Here is a 13,766-nt window from a genome sequence, read left to right as displayed (position 1 = left end):
TATTAGGAAGGCTTGGCCCGGTCAGGCAGCCGCCCGGCGATCTGGTCGGCGGTGCTGATCCGGGCCAGGACGCCGAGCTGGTTGTCGATCATCTGGCGGTGCGCGTCCGCTGACGCGCCCGCCGTGCAGTCCTCGGCGAGGATGGCGGTGTAGCCGCGGTTGATCGCCTCCATGGCCAGGCCGGGCAGGGCGACGTTCGTGGACACCCCCGCCAGGATGAGCGTCCGCACGCCCTGCAGGCGCAGCATCGCGTCCAGGTCGGTGCCGTAGAACGCGGTCGCGCCGGTCACCCGGCTGCTGACGATGTCCGCGGGCTCCGGGCCCAGTTCGGCGGGGATCTCCACGTCCGGGGTCTCGGCCAGCATGTAGTCGCGGCGCAATGCGATCTTCGCCAGATAGGAGTTGGGCACGATCCCGGCACGGTCGGGGCGGTGCGCCACCACGCAGTGGAAGACCGGCAGCCCGCGCTCCCGGAACTCCCGGGCGAGACGGGCCGTCCGCGCCACGATCCCGCGGGTGGCCGCCTGCTCGGCCAGGCCCGGGGACAGCGTCCGGTCCGCGTCCAGGATGCCTCGCTGGCACTCGCTGATCACCAGGGCGGGGGACTCGTATGGGGTGGTCTCGGCCATGGTCGCGCTCTCCTGGGTGTGCGGTGTCCGAGGACGGGCGGTCGGTGGGGCATCGGACATCAGCGGGGCATGCCAAGGACCCGCTCGGCGAGGATGTTGCGCATGATCTCGGTGGTGCCGCCGGCGATCGCCGTGGCCGGGACGCGCAGGTAACCGTGCTGGGCGTCGCCGGCGATGTCGGAACGCAGGCCGTCCGCGCCGAGTGCGTCCAGCCGGGTCCGGCCCACGGCCTGGGCGGCCAGGCTCCAGGCGAGCTTGATGACCGAGTGCTCGGCGCCGGGCGCACCGCCCGTGGCGATCCGGCCGAGCGCGCGGCTGCCCAGCAGCCCCAGCAGCCGGGTCTCGGCGAGCCGGTCGGTGAGCGCGTCACGCAGCCAGGGCTCCAGTTCGCGCCCGACCAGCCCGGCGACGATGTCGTGCACCTCGCGCTCGAGCCGGCCGGCCATCATGATCACCCCGGCGCGCTCGAAGCCGAGGGTGGTCATGGTGACGTTCCAGCCGTCGTGCAACTCGCCCAGCAGCGCCGAGCGCGGCACCCGCACGTCGTCGAAGAACACCTCGGCGAAGCCGCCCTCGCCGGTGATCTGGACGATCGGACGCCGGGTGATCCCGGGCAGGTCGAGCGGGACCAGCAGCGCGGAGATGCCGCGGTGGGGCCGCGCGTCCGGGTCGGTCCGGGCCAGCAGGAGGCAGTGCGTGGCCTCCATGCCCTCGGAGGTCCAGACCTTCTGACCATTGATCACGAACTCGTCGCCGTCGAGCGCGGCGCGGGTGCGCAGCCCGGCCAGGTCGCTGCCGGCGCCCGGCTCGGAGAAGCCCTGGCACCAGACCTCCGTGCCGGACTGGATCGCGCGCAGGTGGCGCTGCTGGTCCGCGGTGCCGTAGCGCATGAGGGTGGGCGCCACGTTGTTGACGCCCAGCACTCCCGCCAGGTCGGGGGCGCGGAAGTCGGCCAGCACCCGGTCGCAGGCGACCTGGTCGACGATGCCGAGCCCGCGCCCGCCGAACTCCTTCGCCCAGTGCGGAGCGATCCAGCCGACGCGGTGCAGGGTGCGTTGCCAGTCCAGCCGGGCGGCGAAGGAGCCGTCCTCGCCCCACGTCCGGTGGTGTTCGGGGAGCAGCCGCTCGACGTGGCCGGCCAGCTCGGCGGCCGGTGACCCCTCAGGATAGGAGTCGGCGGACGGCGCCGTGGTGGTGGCGGCGGCCCGGGTCGGATCGAGGCGGCGGCGGTGTGCTCCCTCCCCTCCGAACAGAGGCGCCATCGCTCCCGCGCGCCGGTAGTACAGGTGCGCCCGGTGTTCCCAGGTGTAGCCGATGCCACCCAGGACCTGGATGTAGTCGGCCGATGCCCGCCGCGCCACTCGCGTGGTCTCCAGCAGCGCCAGCGCGGCGGCGTCGTCCAGCTCATCCGGGGAGGCGCCGGTGTCCAGCCGCTCGGCGAGATGGCGGGCGGCCGCACGGGCGAGCTCGACGCCCGCCAGCATGTCGGCGCACTTGTGCTTGATGGCCTGGAAGGACCCGATCGGGCGGCCGAACTGCTCACGGTCGGCGGCATGGCTCACCGCGCCGCCCAGGCATCCGGCCGCGAGCCCCACCAGCTCGGCGGCCAGCGCGGCGGCACCGGTCACCAGGCTGCGGCGCAGCGCGGCGAGCGCCGGTCCGCCGGTGGCCAGCACGTCGCCCTCGGCACCGTCCAGGGTGAGCGTGCCGATCGGACGCAGCAGGTCCAGGCCCTCGCAACGGTCGAGGACGACTCCGCCGGACGGCGCCGGTACCGCGGCCAGGACCGGCCCGTCCGTGCCGTCGGCGAGCAGCAAGATCACGTTCGCCTCCGGCGTCAGCACGAGGTCGGCGCTCCCCGCGAGCCGGACGGTCCCGTCCCGCACGTCCGAGGCGGTGAAGCCGCCGCGGGCTCCCCACAGGCCGGGACGTTCGGTCCAGGCGAAGGTGGGTACCGCCGACCCCGCGGCCACCCTGCTCAGCAACTCCGCGGCCCGCGCGCCGGACACCGACTCCAGGGCGCCGATCGCCCCGGCGGCGGTGACGGCCGGGACGGGGGCGACCGCGGCACCGCATGCCTCCAGGACCACCGCGAGATCCCGCCAGCCACCCCCGGAGCCGCCGGAGGACTCGGCCACGGGCAGCCCGCCGATCCCGACCTCGGCCAGCCGCGCCCACAGCGGCAACTCGCTGACATGGGCGGGGTCGCTGATCTGCTTGTGCGCCGCCCCCTCGGGCCAGTGCCGGGTCAGCAGCTCGCCGATCGCTTCGACCAGCGCCCGCTGCTCCTCGGTGTCGGCTACCGCCGTGTCCACGCCCATGCCCCGGTACCTCCACTCTCGGATATCGCTGAACGGTTAGCTCTCGGATTCGCGCTGGGGCCGCCAGCACCCGGCGAGCAGCACCAGGGCGCCGCCGATGCCCGCCACGCCTGCGGTGGCCGCGCCCGCGGCCCCGTCGACGACGATGCCGAACGCGTGGTCGAGTGAGATCCGGCCGGGACCCAGGGCGGCGAGGCAGAGGCAGGCGACAGCCAGGAGAAGGACATGTTCATAGCCGTCCTTGAAGACGAAGAAGCCGTTGCCGCGGTGCGCGGCGATACCGGCGACGACCATGGTGCCCACGACGCCGGCGGCCGCGAGCGGTGTGAGAAGACCGGCCATCAACGCCGCGCCCGCGCCCAATTCGACCAGCACGCTGGCCAGCGCGTGGACGCGTGGCGGGCGAAGGCCGATGCCGCCGAACCACCGGGCCGTTCCCGTGAGTCCGCCGGGGCCGCGCCAGTGATTGTAGCCGTGCGCGATCATCGTGATGCCGATGACCGCCCGCAGCGCGAGGCCTATGGCGTCATGTGTTTCCGTGGCGGTCCCTCCTTGGTGTGCGACGGGCCGTGACCGGCCCTTCGTGTACGAAGCGGCGCTCGTTCGCCAGGGTGACGCGAGGGTCAGGAGGCGGGGGCCCCGTCAAGAGCGGTCAATTGTCGCCGGAGCAGCTTGCCGGTCGGGGTGTACGGCAGGGCTTCCTTGAAGACCACCAGGTCGGGTGTCTTGGACCCGCGCAGCCGGTCCCGCACCCACGACCGCAGCCCGTCCTCGTCGGCCGCGATGCCCTCGTGCAGGACGACGAAGGCGGCGATCCGCTCGCCCCACTCCTCGTCGGGCAACCCGGTCACTCCGACATCGCGCACGGCCGGGTGGGTCATGAGCACGTCTTCGATCTCCGCGGGGGCGATGTTCTCGCCGCCGCGGATGATGGTGTCGTCGGCGCGGCCTTCGATGAACAGGTAGCCGTCCGCGTCGAAGCGCGCAAGGTCCCGGGTGTGGAACCAGCCGTCCTCGTCAAGAGGAGAGTCCAACCCCCGGTACTCGCCGGATACCTGCGGGCCGCGTACCCACAGCTCGCCGGTCTCACCGGGCGGGAGCACGGCGCCGCCGGCGGACCGGATCTGCGCCTCCACGCCCGGCACCATCCGGCCCGCCGACCGCAGCCGCGCCCGGACGCCGGGGTCGTCGGAGTCGATGGCCGCCCGGTGGTCGTCGGGGCCGAGCAGGGCGATGGTGGAGCTGGTCTCGGTCAGGCCGTAAGCGTTGACGAAGCCGGTGTCGGGGAACAGCCGAAGCGCCGTCTCCAGGACGGTCGCGGGCATCCGGGCGCCGCCGTAGGCCAGCGAGCGCAGGGTGGGCACGTCGGCCGGCCGCCCGTCCAGATGTTCGACGATGCGGGCGAGCATCGTCGGCACCAGCATGGCCGAAGTGACGCCTTCCTCGCGGACGAGGCGGAGCCATTGGGCGGGATCGAAAGCGCCCATGTGCACCATGCGGCGACCGGAGTAGATGTTGCTGAGGGCAGAGCCCACGCCGGCCACGTGGTAGGGCGGCACACTGATCAGGGCCGCGTCGGTCGCGCCGGCGGAGGCGAACTCGACGGTCTGCAGGATGTAGCTGGTCAGATGGCGGTGACGCAGGACCGCGGCCTTGGGCGCGGCGGTCGTCCCGCTGGTGAACAGCAGGACCGCGGGGTCGTCTTCCGAGGCCGCGGCGTCCTCGACCGCCTCGGCCGCGGCACCGCTGTCCAGGAACTCGGGGGAGGGGATGACCTCGTGGCCGGCGAAGATCTCGGTGAACTCTGGATCCGCCACCACGAGCGGCTTCTCCAGCCGGGCCGTCAACTCGGCCAGCGCCGTCGCCGACAGCCGGTAGTTCACCGGCACCAGTGGTACACCGGCGTAGGCGGCGGCGAACAGCGCGACCGGGAACGTGGTGCGGTTGAGCCCGGCGAACACCAGTTCGCGCGCCCCGCGGGCGCGGACGATGGCGGCTGCTCCGGCCGAGGTCCGCCTCAGGGCCGCGTAGCTCATGTCGTTGCCGCGCGGCCCGACGGCGATGCGATCGGGATCCCCGGTCACGGCCATCTCCAGCAGCATCGCGATGTTCACGGCACTCTCCTCACGCCGCGCACGGTCGCGCGGCCTCCCATCCCGTCAACGTTTCATATCGTTTCTGACAACTATGTCGCTCAAGTAGGTCGATGGATCCAGACAATTCCGTCAAGATTCCGTGAGTATACACAGGCGGGTTCGGGTAGAACGAGAGGCTCATCCATGGCCGCCGTCTCTTGCCGCGCCACCAGGCTGATCCCTATGATCTGACAAATGTATCACTTTTGATCATCCTTCTGCCATCCCCGGCCGATCATCGAGGAGAGCCCGTTGTGGGACTTCAGCACTGACCCGGACTTCCAGGAGAAGCTGGACTGGATGGACGCCTTCGTCCGCGCGGAGGTCGAGCCGCTCGACCTGCTGTTCCCCGCGGGCGGAGACCCCTACGACGTGGGGAACCAGGCAGCTCGCGCGATCCTGCGGCCGCTCCAGGCCAAGGTCAGGGAGCAGGGGTTGTGGGCCTGCCACCTCGGGCCCGAACTGGGCGGCCCCGGTTACGGGCAGCTCAGGCTGGCCCTGATGAACGAGATCCTCGGGCGTTCGTACTGGGCGCCGACCGTGTTCGGCACCGCCGCGCCCGACACCGGCAACGCCGAGATCCTCGCGATGTTCGGCACCGAGGAACAGAAGGCCCGCTACCTGCGGCCGCTGCTGGACGGTGAGATCGTGTCCGCGTTCTCGATGACCGAGCCGCACGCGGGCGCCGACCCGAAGGAGTTCACCTGCCGCGCGTACCCGGACGGCGACGGCTGGGTGATCGACGGCGAGAAGTGGTTCACCTCCAACGCCCGGTACGCGGAGTTCATCATCGTCATGGCCGTCACCGACGCGAATGCGCGGCCGCACGAGCGGATGTCGATGTTCGTCGTTCCCGCAGGGACGCCCGGCATCGAGATCAGGCGCAACGTCGCCACCATGGCCGAGCGCGACGACCTGGACGAGGGCACCCATGCCTACATCCGTTACAACCAGGTGCGCGTGCCCGCCGACGCGCTTCTCGGCGGCCCCGGCGAGGGGTTCCGCGTCGCGCAGGCGCGGCTCGGCGGCGGCCGCGTCCACCACGCCATGCGGACGGTCGGGCAGTGCCGCCGCGCCTTCGACATGATGTGCGAGCGCGCCCTGTCCCGCAGGACGCAGGGCGAGCGGCTGGCCGACAAGCAGGCCGTGCAGGCGTTCATCGCCGACTCGTGGATCGAGTTGCAGCAATACCGGCTGCTGGTGCTGAACACGGCCTGGACGATCGACACGCAGCCGCACGGCGCGGCCCGCACCCAGATCGCGATGTGCAAGGTCGCGATGGCGAAGGTCTACCACGACATCGTGCAGCGGGCCCTGCACCTGCACGGCTCGCTGGGCACGACCCGCGAGACACCCCTGGCCGGCATGTGGATGAGCGTGCCGTCCCTCGCGCTCGCGGACGGCCCCACCGAGGTGCACCGGACCACCATCGCCAAGCAGCTGCTGCGGAACTACGAGCCGGCCGAGGGCCTGTTCCCGAGCGAGCACATCCCGCCGAAGCTGGCCGCCGCGCGTGAACGCTACGCCTCCATCCTGGACGAACACGACCTGAGCGGGGCCTCACTGTGAACGATCTGTTCGACCTGACCGGCAGGGTGGCGCTGATCACCGGTGGCAGCCGGGGCCTCGGCCGCGAGATGGCCCTGGCCTTCGCCGGCGCCGGCGCCGATGTGATCGTCACCAGCCGCAAGGTGGACGCCTGCCGGGCGGTGGCCGTCGAGATCGAGGCGCTCGGACGGCGCGCGCTGGCGCACGGCTGCCACGTCGGGCGGTGGGACGAGATCGACGCGCTGGTCGAGGCCGCCTACGCCGAGTTCGGCAGGGTCGACATCCTGGTCAACAACGCCGGCATGTCGCCGCTGGCGCCCTCGTCGGCGGAGACGAGCGAGGAGCTGTTCGACAAGGTCGTCGCCGTCAACTTCAAGGGACCGTTCCGGCTCGGCGCGCTGGTCGGGCGGCGGATGGCCGACGGCGACGGCGGATCGATCATCAACGTCTCCTCCACCGGGGCGCTCAAACCGCAGCCGCGGTATGGCCCCTACGCGGGTGCCAAGGCGGCGCTGAACACTCTCACCGAGGTTCTCGCCCTCGAGTACGCGCCGTCGGTCCGGGTGAACACGATCTCGGCGGGCCCGTTCCTGACCGACATCTCCAAGGCATGGCCGCGCGAGCACCGCGAGCGGGCGCCCAGCGCCGCCGGCCGTCCGGGACGCCCCGAGGAGATCGTCACCAGCGCCCTCTACCTTGCCAGCCCGGCCTCCAGCTTCACCACCGGTGCCCTTCTGCGCGTGGACGGAGGACTCTACTGATGGCCGACGATCTCACCGGTTCCCTTCGGGAGCGGGCGACCCGGGCGGCGCAGGGGTGGGCGCCCGGGGCAGAGGTGTTGCGCATCGAGCCGCTGACCGGCGGCACCTCCAGCCTCACCTTCGTCGCACGCGTCCGGAACGGGCCCGCGGGGGAGGAACGGGTGGTGCTCAAAGTCGCGCCACCCGGGCTCCCGCCGGTTCGGAACCGGGACGTCCTGCGGCAGGGCCGTGTGATGCGGGCCCTGCACGGCCGGGAAGGTGTGCGCGTCCCGCCCGTCCTGTTCGAGGACGCGGGCGACCCGCCGGACACTCCGCCGTTCGTGGCGATGGGCCTGGTGCCGGGGGAGTGCACCGAGCCGGTGCTGGAGGAGAACCGAGACCCGGCCGGGTTCGCCGGCGTCCGGGCCAAGGCGCTGGACGCGGCGGCGGTGCTCGCGGCGATCCACGCCGTGCCACCCTCCGAAGCGGGGCTGGGTGACGAGCCGATCGTGGCGCTGACGGACGAGATCGATCGCTGGACACGCGCGTTCTCCACCGTCCCGCCCGACCTGCAGAACGACTACGAGCGGTGCGCCCGAGCATTGCACGCCACCGTCCCGGCCCCGATCGCACCGGTGATCAACCATGGCGACTACCGGCTCGGCAACACCCTGTGCCAGGGCGGGCGAGTCGAGGCGGTGATCGACTGGGAGATCTGGTCGGTCGGCGACCCCCGCGTGGACCTGTCCTGGTTCGCCTTCTTCACCGACGAGGCCCGGCATCCCGGCGCGCCGTCCGACGCCCCGTCCGGCATGCCCACCGGCGCGGAACTGCTGGCCGCATACACCGCGGCAGGCGGCCGGGAAGCTCCTGACCTGGCCTGGTTCGAGGCGCTGACCTACTACAAGGAGGCCGCCGCCACCGCGCTGCTGATCAAACGGGGCCGCCGGAGAGGCGATCTGACGACGTCGATGGAGCGCATGGTCCCGGCGCTTTCCGAACTGCTCACCAAGGCCGAAGGGCAACTCGGAGAGATGTAGCGGAGATCAAGTGTCAGGGAGCGCGGCCGTCAGGAGTCCCCGAGGACGTCGGCGTCCTCCAGCAGGCGCCAGAAGATCGGGGCCGGAACATTTCCGGAGCCCGGCGTGGTGTTGCCGATCGGCCGGCCACTGGCTCGCCGCGCCGACGCCGCCAGGCGCAGGCGCGGCGAGCCGGCGCGAAGGCGCCGCCTGTCCGAGCGGGTGGGGCGTTCGGTGGTTCAGAGCACCGCCCCGCCGACCTTCAGATCGATGATCTCCTGGTCCGTCAGGCCGAGGCCGCGTAGCACCTCGTCGGTGTGCTCGCCGTGTGCGGGGGCGCGGACCAGCTTCGACGGCGTCTCGTCGAACTGCAGTGGTGCGGGTACCAGCCGGAAGGTGGAGCCGTCCGGCGCCTCGACCTCGGACATGTAGCCGTTGGCCCGCGCCTGCGGGTCGTCGATGATCTCGCTCGCGCGCTGGACGGGTGCCCAGACGCCCCTGATATCGGCGAGTGCGCTCTTCCATTCCTCGAAGGTGCGTTCGGCGAAGATCTCGTCCAGGACGGCGATGCACTCGGCGCGGTGTTCGGTCATCGCCTTGCCGGTGGCGAAGCGCGGGTCGGCGGCCAGTTCGGGGCGGCCCGCCGCGGTGACGAGCTCGGGCCAGAACCGCTCGTACTGGAGCATGTTGAGCAGCAGGTACCGGCCGTCCTTGGTGCGGTAGTAGTTGACCAGCGGGTTGGGCATGTCCTCGTGGGTGCCGAACGGGAGCCGGTCCATGCCGAACAGGGCCGCCCCGGCCAGCGTGGCACCGGTGGCCCACATGCCCATGGCGAGCAGGGAGTTGTCGACGGTCAGCGCCTCCCCGGTGCGGTCGCGGTGCAGCAGCGCGGCCACGATTCCCCCGGCGAGGGTGAGACCGGCCATGACGTCTCCGTAGGCCGGGCCGGGCTGCTGGGTGGGATAGGCCGAACCGGGTGGGGTGTTGATGTCGGCCGAGCCGGCGCGCGCCCAGAAGCTGGCCAGGTCGTAGCCCCCGCGCTCGGATTCGGGTCCGCGCTGGCCGGCGGCCGAACCGCGGGCGTAGACGATGCCCGGATTGACGGCCCGGACGTCCTCCACCTCGAAACCGAGCCTGCGGCGTGCCGCGGGCAGGAAGTTGGTGAGGAAGACGTCCGCCCCGGCGGCCATCTTGAGCAGCACCTCGTGGCCTCCGGTCGAGGCCAGGTCCAGCCCGACGCTCTTCTTGCCGCGGTTGGGGACCTCCATCATGTGGTTGACCGAGCCGCCGCCGGGCACCAGGCCCGAGCTGATCAGCCCGCGCTGCGGGTCGCCGTGCTCGGGATGCTCGATCTTGATGACCTCGGCGCCCCACTCGGCCAGCACCGCGCCCGCCATCGGGACGTAGGTCCAGGCGGCGACCTCCACCACCTTCACGCCGTCCAGAATCGCCTTCATCGTGTCCTCCTTGGTTTCTGCCGGCGCGTGCCGGTGGACTGGACTGATCTGGGAGCGGCTAGAGACCCATCCGGCTCAGTAGCCGCTCGTGGTAGACGGCTGGCCCGCCGAAGAGGAGCTGGGAGGACTTGGCGCGGCGGAAGTAGAGGTGGGCGGGGTGTTCCCAGGTGAAGCCGATTCCGCCGTGCACCTGGATGTTCTCCATGGCCACGAACATGAACGCCTCGGAGCAGACGACATGCGCGACGGCGGCGGCGACCGCGGGGTCGGGTGCGTCCTCGGCACCGGTGAGGGCGTCGGCCGCTTCGTGTGCGGCGGCGTCGGCCAGTTGTACGCGGACGAGCATGTCCGCGCATTTGTGCTTGACGGCTTGGAAGGAGCCGATCGGGCGGCCGAACTGCACGCGTTCCCGGGCGTAGGCGACGCTCGCCTTCAGGCAGGCAAGGGCGCCGCCGACCTGCTCGGCCGCCAGGGCCGTGGTGCCGTGGTCGAGGACGCGGGCCACGATCGCCGCGGCGGAGCCGGGTTCTCCGACGGGTGCCGCGGGAACGGCGGTGAGGTCCAGCCGGGCGAGGGGGCGGGTGAGGTCGAGCGTGCGCAGGGGTGTGCGGACGAGCCCGGGGGCGTCACCGGTGATGGCGAACAGCGACGGCCCCTCGTCGGCCTGGGCCACGACGAGGATCAGGTCGGCGGTCGCGCCGTTGAGGACGAACCATTTCCGGCCGGTCAGCGTCCAGCCGGCACCGTCGCGGGTCGCGGTCGTGGTGAGCGAGCCGGTGTCCCACAGGCCGTCTCCCTCGGCGACGGCCAGCGTGGCGGTGGTCTTTCCGGCGGCGATGCCCGGAAGGTGGGCGGCCTGGGCGGCGGTGTCACCGGAGGCGGTGAGTGCCGTCCCGGCCAGCACCACGGTGGGCAGGAACGGGCTCGGTGTCAGGGCCCGGCCCAGCTCCTCCAGGACCACACCGAGCTCGGCGAACCCATATCCGTCACCACCGTGCTCGGCGGGGAAGGCGAGTCCCTGCAGGCCGACCTGGTCGGCCATCTGGGTCCAGAGGGCCTCGTCGTAGCCGCGTTCGGATTCCATCGCCCGGCGAACGTGTTCCTCGCTCGACTTCGCTTCCAGCAGGGCGCGGACGGTGGCGCGCAGCTCTTCGCGCTCTTCCGGGGTGGTCGCCTCGCTCATCGCGCACCTCCGGACCGGCGCAGTTCGCGGAAGGGGGTCTTGCTGTCGATGCCGGGTTCCTTGGGCAGGCCGAGCACGCGCTCGGCGAGGATGTTCTTCATGATCTCCTCGGTGCCGCCGAGGATCCGTAGCGCGGGCGTCGACAGCAGCAGCTCGGTCCAGGAGTAGGCGCCCCACGCTCCGGTGTCGGCGATCAGCCGTGGCCCGACGACCTCGGCGGCGAAGTGCGCGGTGCGGGTGAGGTTCTGGGCGTACATGAGCTTGGAGATCGAGGCTTCGGGCCCGGGCTCGGAACCGGCCCGCAGCCGCCGCACGGCCTGGCGGTTGAGGTACTCGGTGGCGGCCTGGTCGGCGTGCAACTCGGCGAGACGCCGGCGGGTGGCGCGGTCGTCCAGGCGTGCGTTGGCCTCCAGCAGCGCGGCGAGGAACGGGAGCGAGGTGGCGCGGCCGGTGGGTCCGCTCTCGCCGCCGATGCTGGCGCGTTCGTTCATCAGCGTGGTGAGGCCGACGCGCCAGCCCCCGTCGACCTCGCCGAGGCGGTGGTCGTCGGGGACCCGGACGCCGTCGAGGAAGACCTCGTTGAACTCGGCGCCGCCGCTCATCTGCCGCAGCGGGCGGACGTCGACCCCGGGTGCGGACATGTCGACCAGGAAGGCGGTGATGCCCTTGTGCTTGGGCTTGCCCGGATCGGTGCGGCACAGCGCCATGCCGATCTGCGCGTGGTGCGCGACGGAGGTCCATACCTTCTGCCCGTCGAGGACCCATCCGTTGCCATCGCGAACCGCCGTTGTCTGCACGCTCGCCAGGTCGGAGCCCGCGCCCGGTTCGCTGAACAGCTGGCAGGCGATGACCTCACCGCGGTACATCGCGGGCAGGTAGCGGTCCTTGATCGCCTCCTGGCCGTGCAGCAGGATGGTGGGTCCGATCATGCCGAGCCCGATCAGCGAGAGCACCCCGGTGTCGGGCACGTCGTACTCCGCCTCGACGCCGTCGTAGACCAGGTCGTGCACGGGTGTGAGCTCGCGTCCGCCGTAGCGCGCGGGCCCGGTGATCCAGCCGAAGCCGGCTTCATAGCGGCGGCGCTGCCAGTCCCGCGCCGCGGCGACCTTGCGCGCGTCGACGTCGGGCGGATCCTCGCTGAAGTAGGCGATGCGGTCCTCTCCGACTCCCCATTCGACCTCGCTGCTCGGCGTGGTGCGCCGCGGCGCGCAGGAGTCCAGGAACTCCCGGGCCTCGGCGACGAACGCGTCCATCTCATCGGGCATCGGTGCTCGCTTTCAGCCATCCATCTATATCTAACTATTTTAACTATATCTGTCCAGAGGTGTCTCGCCTGAGCGCGCCGAAGCCGGTCCGAGGCCCGGGGCGATGGAGTTCCAGGGTGCGCGCGTCGCCCATCTGCGTCGTGGCGGCAGCCGACCCCTTGATGCAATCAGATAAAATAGTTTAATGTTTCGCAGTCCTCGAGGCCAGGGCTCTCGCGCGGACGGACGATCGTGGCTCGGACGAGAAAGGCAAGGGTGATCATTTGTCGGCGGGACCGCGTGGTACGGCGTCCGCTGCGATGGTCGTGGCGCTGTGCTGTTGCGGAGTGACCGTCGCCCTCATGCACACCCTCGTGGTGCCGCTGCTACCGGTCTTCCCCGAGTTGCTGGACGCCTCCCCGGCGCAGGTGTCGTAGCTGGTGACGGCCACCATGCTCGCCGGCGCGGTGTGCGCGCCCGTGCTGGGGCGGATGGGGGACCTGTACGGCAGGCGGCGGATCCTGGTGATCATCCTGGGCGTGATGGGCGTCGGCTCTCTGCTGGGCGCGGTGAGCTGGTCCCTACCGCCGCTGCTGCTCCCCCGTGCCTTGCAAAGCGCGGCGTTCGGCGTCATCCCGCTGGGCATCAGCCTGCTGAGGGAGAAGCTGCCGGAGGACCGGGAGGCGTCCGGCATCGCCATGATGAGCTCGACGCTGGGCATCGGGGGTGCGATCGGGCTGCCGCTGGCGGGTCTGACTGCCGAGTTCGCCGGCTGGCGCATGCTGTTCTGGACGGCTGCGCTGGTGTCGCTGATCAGCATGGTCCTCGCGTGGCGCCTGGTGCCGGAGTCGGCGATACGCGCCGGTGGACGGTTCGACGCACCGGGCGCCGTCCTGCTGTGCCTTGCGCTGCTCTGCCTCCTGGTGCCCATCTCCCAGAGCGGGGTGTGGGGATGGAACGCCCGCTGACCCTCGGCCTTCTGGCCGGGGCGGTGCCTCTCTTTCTGTTGTGGGGCGCCCATCAGCTCCGCGTGCCGGGGCCGCTGGTGAACCTGCGGGTCTCGGCACGCCCCGTGGTGCTGCTGCTCGATTCCGTGGCGGTCGTCGTCATGATCGTGACGGTCCTGTCGATGGGCAGCGCGCTGGCGTACTCGGCGATGCCCGCGCTGATCATGAGCGCTGTCCCGGACACCGAGAGCGCCGCGGCCAACAGCCTGAACACGCTGATGCGGACCATCGGCACATCCGTGTGCAGCGCGGGCACGGGCGGCCTGCCGGCAGCCTTCACGATGCCCGTGGCCGGACGGACGCTGCCGTCGGCCGCGGCGTACACCCGGTCCTTCGGTGTCTCCGTGCTCTGTGCCGCGATCGCAGCGAGCCTGGTGGCGTGGCTTGTCGTGATATGGCGACGGCGGACTCCCCGCCCCGACGCGGTCGGCCCCGACCTCACCCGCCCTGGTCTATATAGATAGATATTTAATCTGCTTGTGG

At 71.4% G+C, this 13,766-nt stretch carries 12 protein-coding genes; 5 read left to right on the top strand and 7 right to left on the bottom strand.

What is annotated here, in order from left to right:
* Window positions 1–2: 2 nt before the first annotated feature.
* The 4 genes from ACGWYJ_RS13515 to ACGWYJ_RS13500 all read right to left on the bottom strand — a co-directional run bounded on the left by ACGWYJ_RS13515 (window position 3) and on the right by ACGWYJ_RS13500 (window position 5,064).
* Complete coding sequence (locus ACGWYJ_RS13515; protein ID WP_395106262.1) at window positions 3–629, bottom strand: cysteine hydrolase family protein; 627 nt, start codon at window positions 627–629, stop codon at window positions 3–5.
* A gap of 59 nt (window positions 630–688) precedes the next feature.
* Window positions 689–2,950, bottom strand: coding sequence for an acyl-CoA dehydrogenase (locus ACGWYJ_RS13510; RefSeq protein WP_395106261.1), 2,262 nt, complete (start codon window positions 2,948–2,950; stop codon window positions 689–691).
* Between the two features lie 36 nt (window positions 2,951–2,986).
* Window positions 2,987–3,460, bottom strand: coding sequence for a DoxX family protein (locus ACGWYJ_RS13505; protein ID WP_395106294.1), 474 nt, complete (start codon window positions 3,458–3,460; stop codon window positions 2,987–2,989).
* Window positions 3,461–3,573: 113 nt separating this feature from the next.
* A complete protein-coding gene (locus tag ACGWYJ_RS13500) occupies window positions 3,574–5,064 on the bottom strand; it encodes a class I adenylate-forming enzyme family protein (protein WP_395106260.1) in 1,491 nt (496 codons plus the stop codon).
* A gap of 273 nt (window positions 5,065–5,337) precedes the next feature.
* Here ACGWYJ_RS13500 and ACGWYJ_RS13495 point away from each other — a divergent pair, with 273 nt between their 5' ends.
* Genes ACGWYJ_RS13495 through ACGWYJ_RS13485 form a run of 3 tightly spaced genes read left to right on the top strand, consistent with a single transcriptional unit; the run spans window position 5,338 to window position 8,413 of the window.
* Entirely contained in the window at window positions 5,338–6,654 is a 1,317-nt protein-coding gene (locus ACGWYJ_RS13495) for an acyl-CoA dehydrogenase family protein (RefSeq protein ID WP_395106259.1), read from the top strand.
* A complete protein-coding gene (locus ACGWYJ_RS13490) occupies window positions 6,651–7,394 on the top strand; it encodes an SDR family NAD(P)-dependent oxidoreductase (protein WP_395106258.1) in 744 nt (247 codons plus the stop codon). The genes ACGWYJ_RS13495 and ACGWYJ_RS13490 overlap by 4 nt, the downstream gene beginning before the upstream one ends.
* Window positions 7,394–8,413, top strand: coding sequence for a phosphotransferase family protein (locus ACGWYJ_RS13485; RefSeq protein WP_395106257.1), 1,020 nt, complete (start codon window positions 7,394–7,396; stop codon window positions 8,411–8,413). Before ACGWYJ_RS13490 ends, ACGWYJ_RS13485 begins: the two co-directional genes overlap by 1 nt.
* 218 nt (window positions 8,414–8,631) lie before the next feature.
* Here ACGWYJ_RS13485 and ACGWYJ_RS13480 read toward each other — a convergent pair whose 3' ends face one another.
* The 3 genes from ACGWYJ_RS13480 to ACGWYJ_RS13470 are packed head-to-tail and all read right to left on the bottom strand — an operon-like array spanning window position 8,632 to window position 12,297.
* Window positions 8,632–9,849 carry a CaiB/BaiF CoA transferase family protein gene (locus tag ACGWYJ_RS13480; protein WP_395106256.1) on the bottom strand — a complete coding sequence of 406 codons (1,218 nt, stop codon included), beginning with the start codon at window positions 9,847–9,849 and terminating at the stop codon, window positions 8,632–8,634.
* A gap of 58 nt (window positions 9,850–9,907) precedes the next feature.
* Window positions 9,908–11,032, bottom strand: coding sequence for an acyl-CoA dehydrogenase family protein (locus tag ACGWYJ_RS13475; RefSeq protein ID WP_395106255.1), 1,125 nt, complete (start codon window positions 11,030–11,032; stop codon window positions 9,908–9,910).
* Complete coding sequence (locus ACGWYJ_RS13470; protein WP_395106254.1) at window positions 11,029–12,297, bottom strand: acyl-CoA dehydrogenase family protein; 1,269 nt, start codon at window positions 12,295–12,297, stop codon at window positions 11,029–11,031. Before ACGWYJ_RS13470 ends, ACGWYJ_RS13475 begins: the two co-directional genes overlap by 4 nt.
* Before the next feature lie 419 nt (window positions 12,298–12,716).
* On the opposite strand from ACGWYJ_RS13470, the gene ACGWYJ_RS13465 reads away from it, so the two are divergent.
* Both ACGWYJ_RS13465 and ACGWYJ_RS13460 read left to right on the top strand, forming a co-directional pair.
* Window positions 12,717–13,244, top strand: coding sequence for an MFS transporter (locus ACGWYJ_RS13465; protein WP_395106253.1), 528 nt, complete (start codon window positions 12,717–12,719; stop codon window positions 13,242–13,244).
* Window positions 13,229–13,747 carry a hypothetical protein gene (locus ACGWYJ_RS13460; protein WP_395106252.1) on the top strand — a complete coding sequence of 173 codons (519 nt, stop codon included), beginning with the start codon at window positions 13,229–13,231 and terminating at the stop codon, window positions 13,745–13,747. Before ACGWYJ_RS13465 ends, ACGWYJ_RS13460 begins: the two co-directional genes overlap by 16 nt.
* The last annotated feature ends 19 nt before the right edge of the window (window positions 13,748–13,766 follow it).

Origin of the sequence: Actinomadura sp. SCN-SB (genome assembly GCF_043906805.1) — a bacterium.
Classification (GTDB): Bacteria; Actinomycetota; Actinomycetes; order Streptosporangiales; family Streptosporangiaceae; genus Spirillospora.
This window is presented reverse-complemented; position numbering and strand designations above follow the sequence as displayed.

Coding starts and splice junctions, on each gene's coding strand:
- ACGWYJ_RS13515 (WP_395106262.1), bottom strand. CDS start 629: ATGGCCGAGACCACCCCATACGAGTCCCCCGCCCTGGTGATCAGCGAG.
- ACGWYJ_RS13510 (WP_395106261.1), bottom strand. CDS start 2,950: ATGGGCGTGGACACGGCGGTAGCCGACACCGAGGAGCAGCGGGCGCTG.
- ACGWYJ_RS13485 (WP_395106257.1), top strand. CDS start 7,394: ATGGCCGACGATCTCACCGGTTCCCTTCGGGAGCGGGCGACCCGGGCG.
- ACGWYJ_RS13480 (WP_395106256.1), bottom strand. CDS start 9,849: ATGAAGGCGATTCTGGACGGCGTGAAGGTGGTGGAGGTCGCCGCCTGG.
- ACGWYJ_RS13475 (WP_395106255.1), bottom strand. CDS start 11,032: ATGAGCGAGGCGACCACCCCGGAAGAGCGCGAAGAGCTGCGCGCCACC.
- ACGWYJ_RS13470 (WP_395106254.1), bottom strand. CDS start 12,297: ATGCCCGATGAGATGGACGCGTTCGTCGCCGAGGCCCGGGAGTTCCTG.
- ACGWYJ_RS13460 (WP_395106252.1), top strand. CDS start 13,229: ATGGAACGCCCGCTGACCCTCGGCCTTCTGGCCGGGGCGGTGCCTCTC.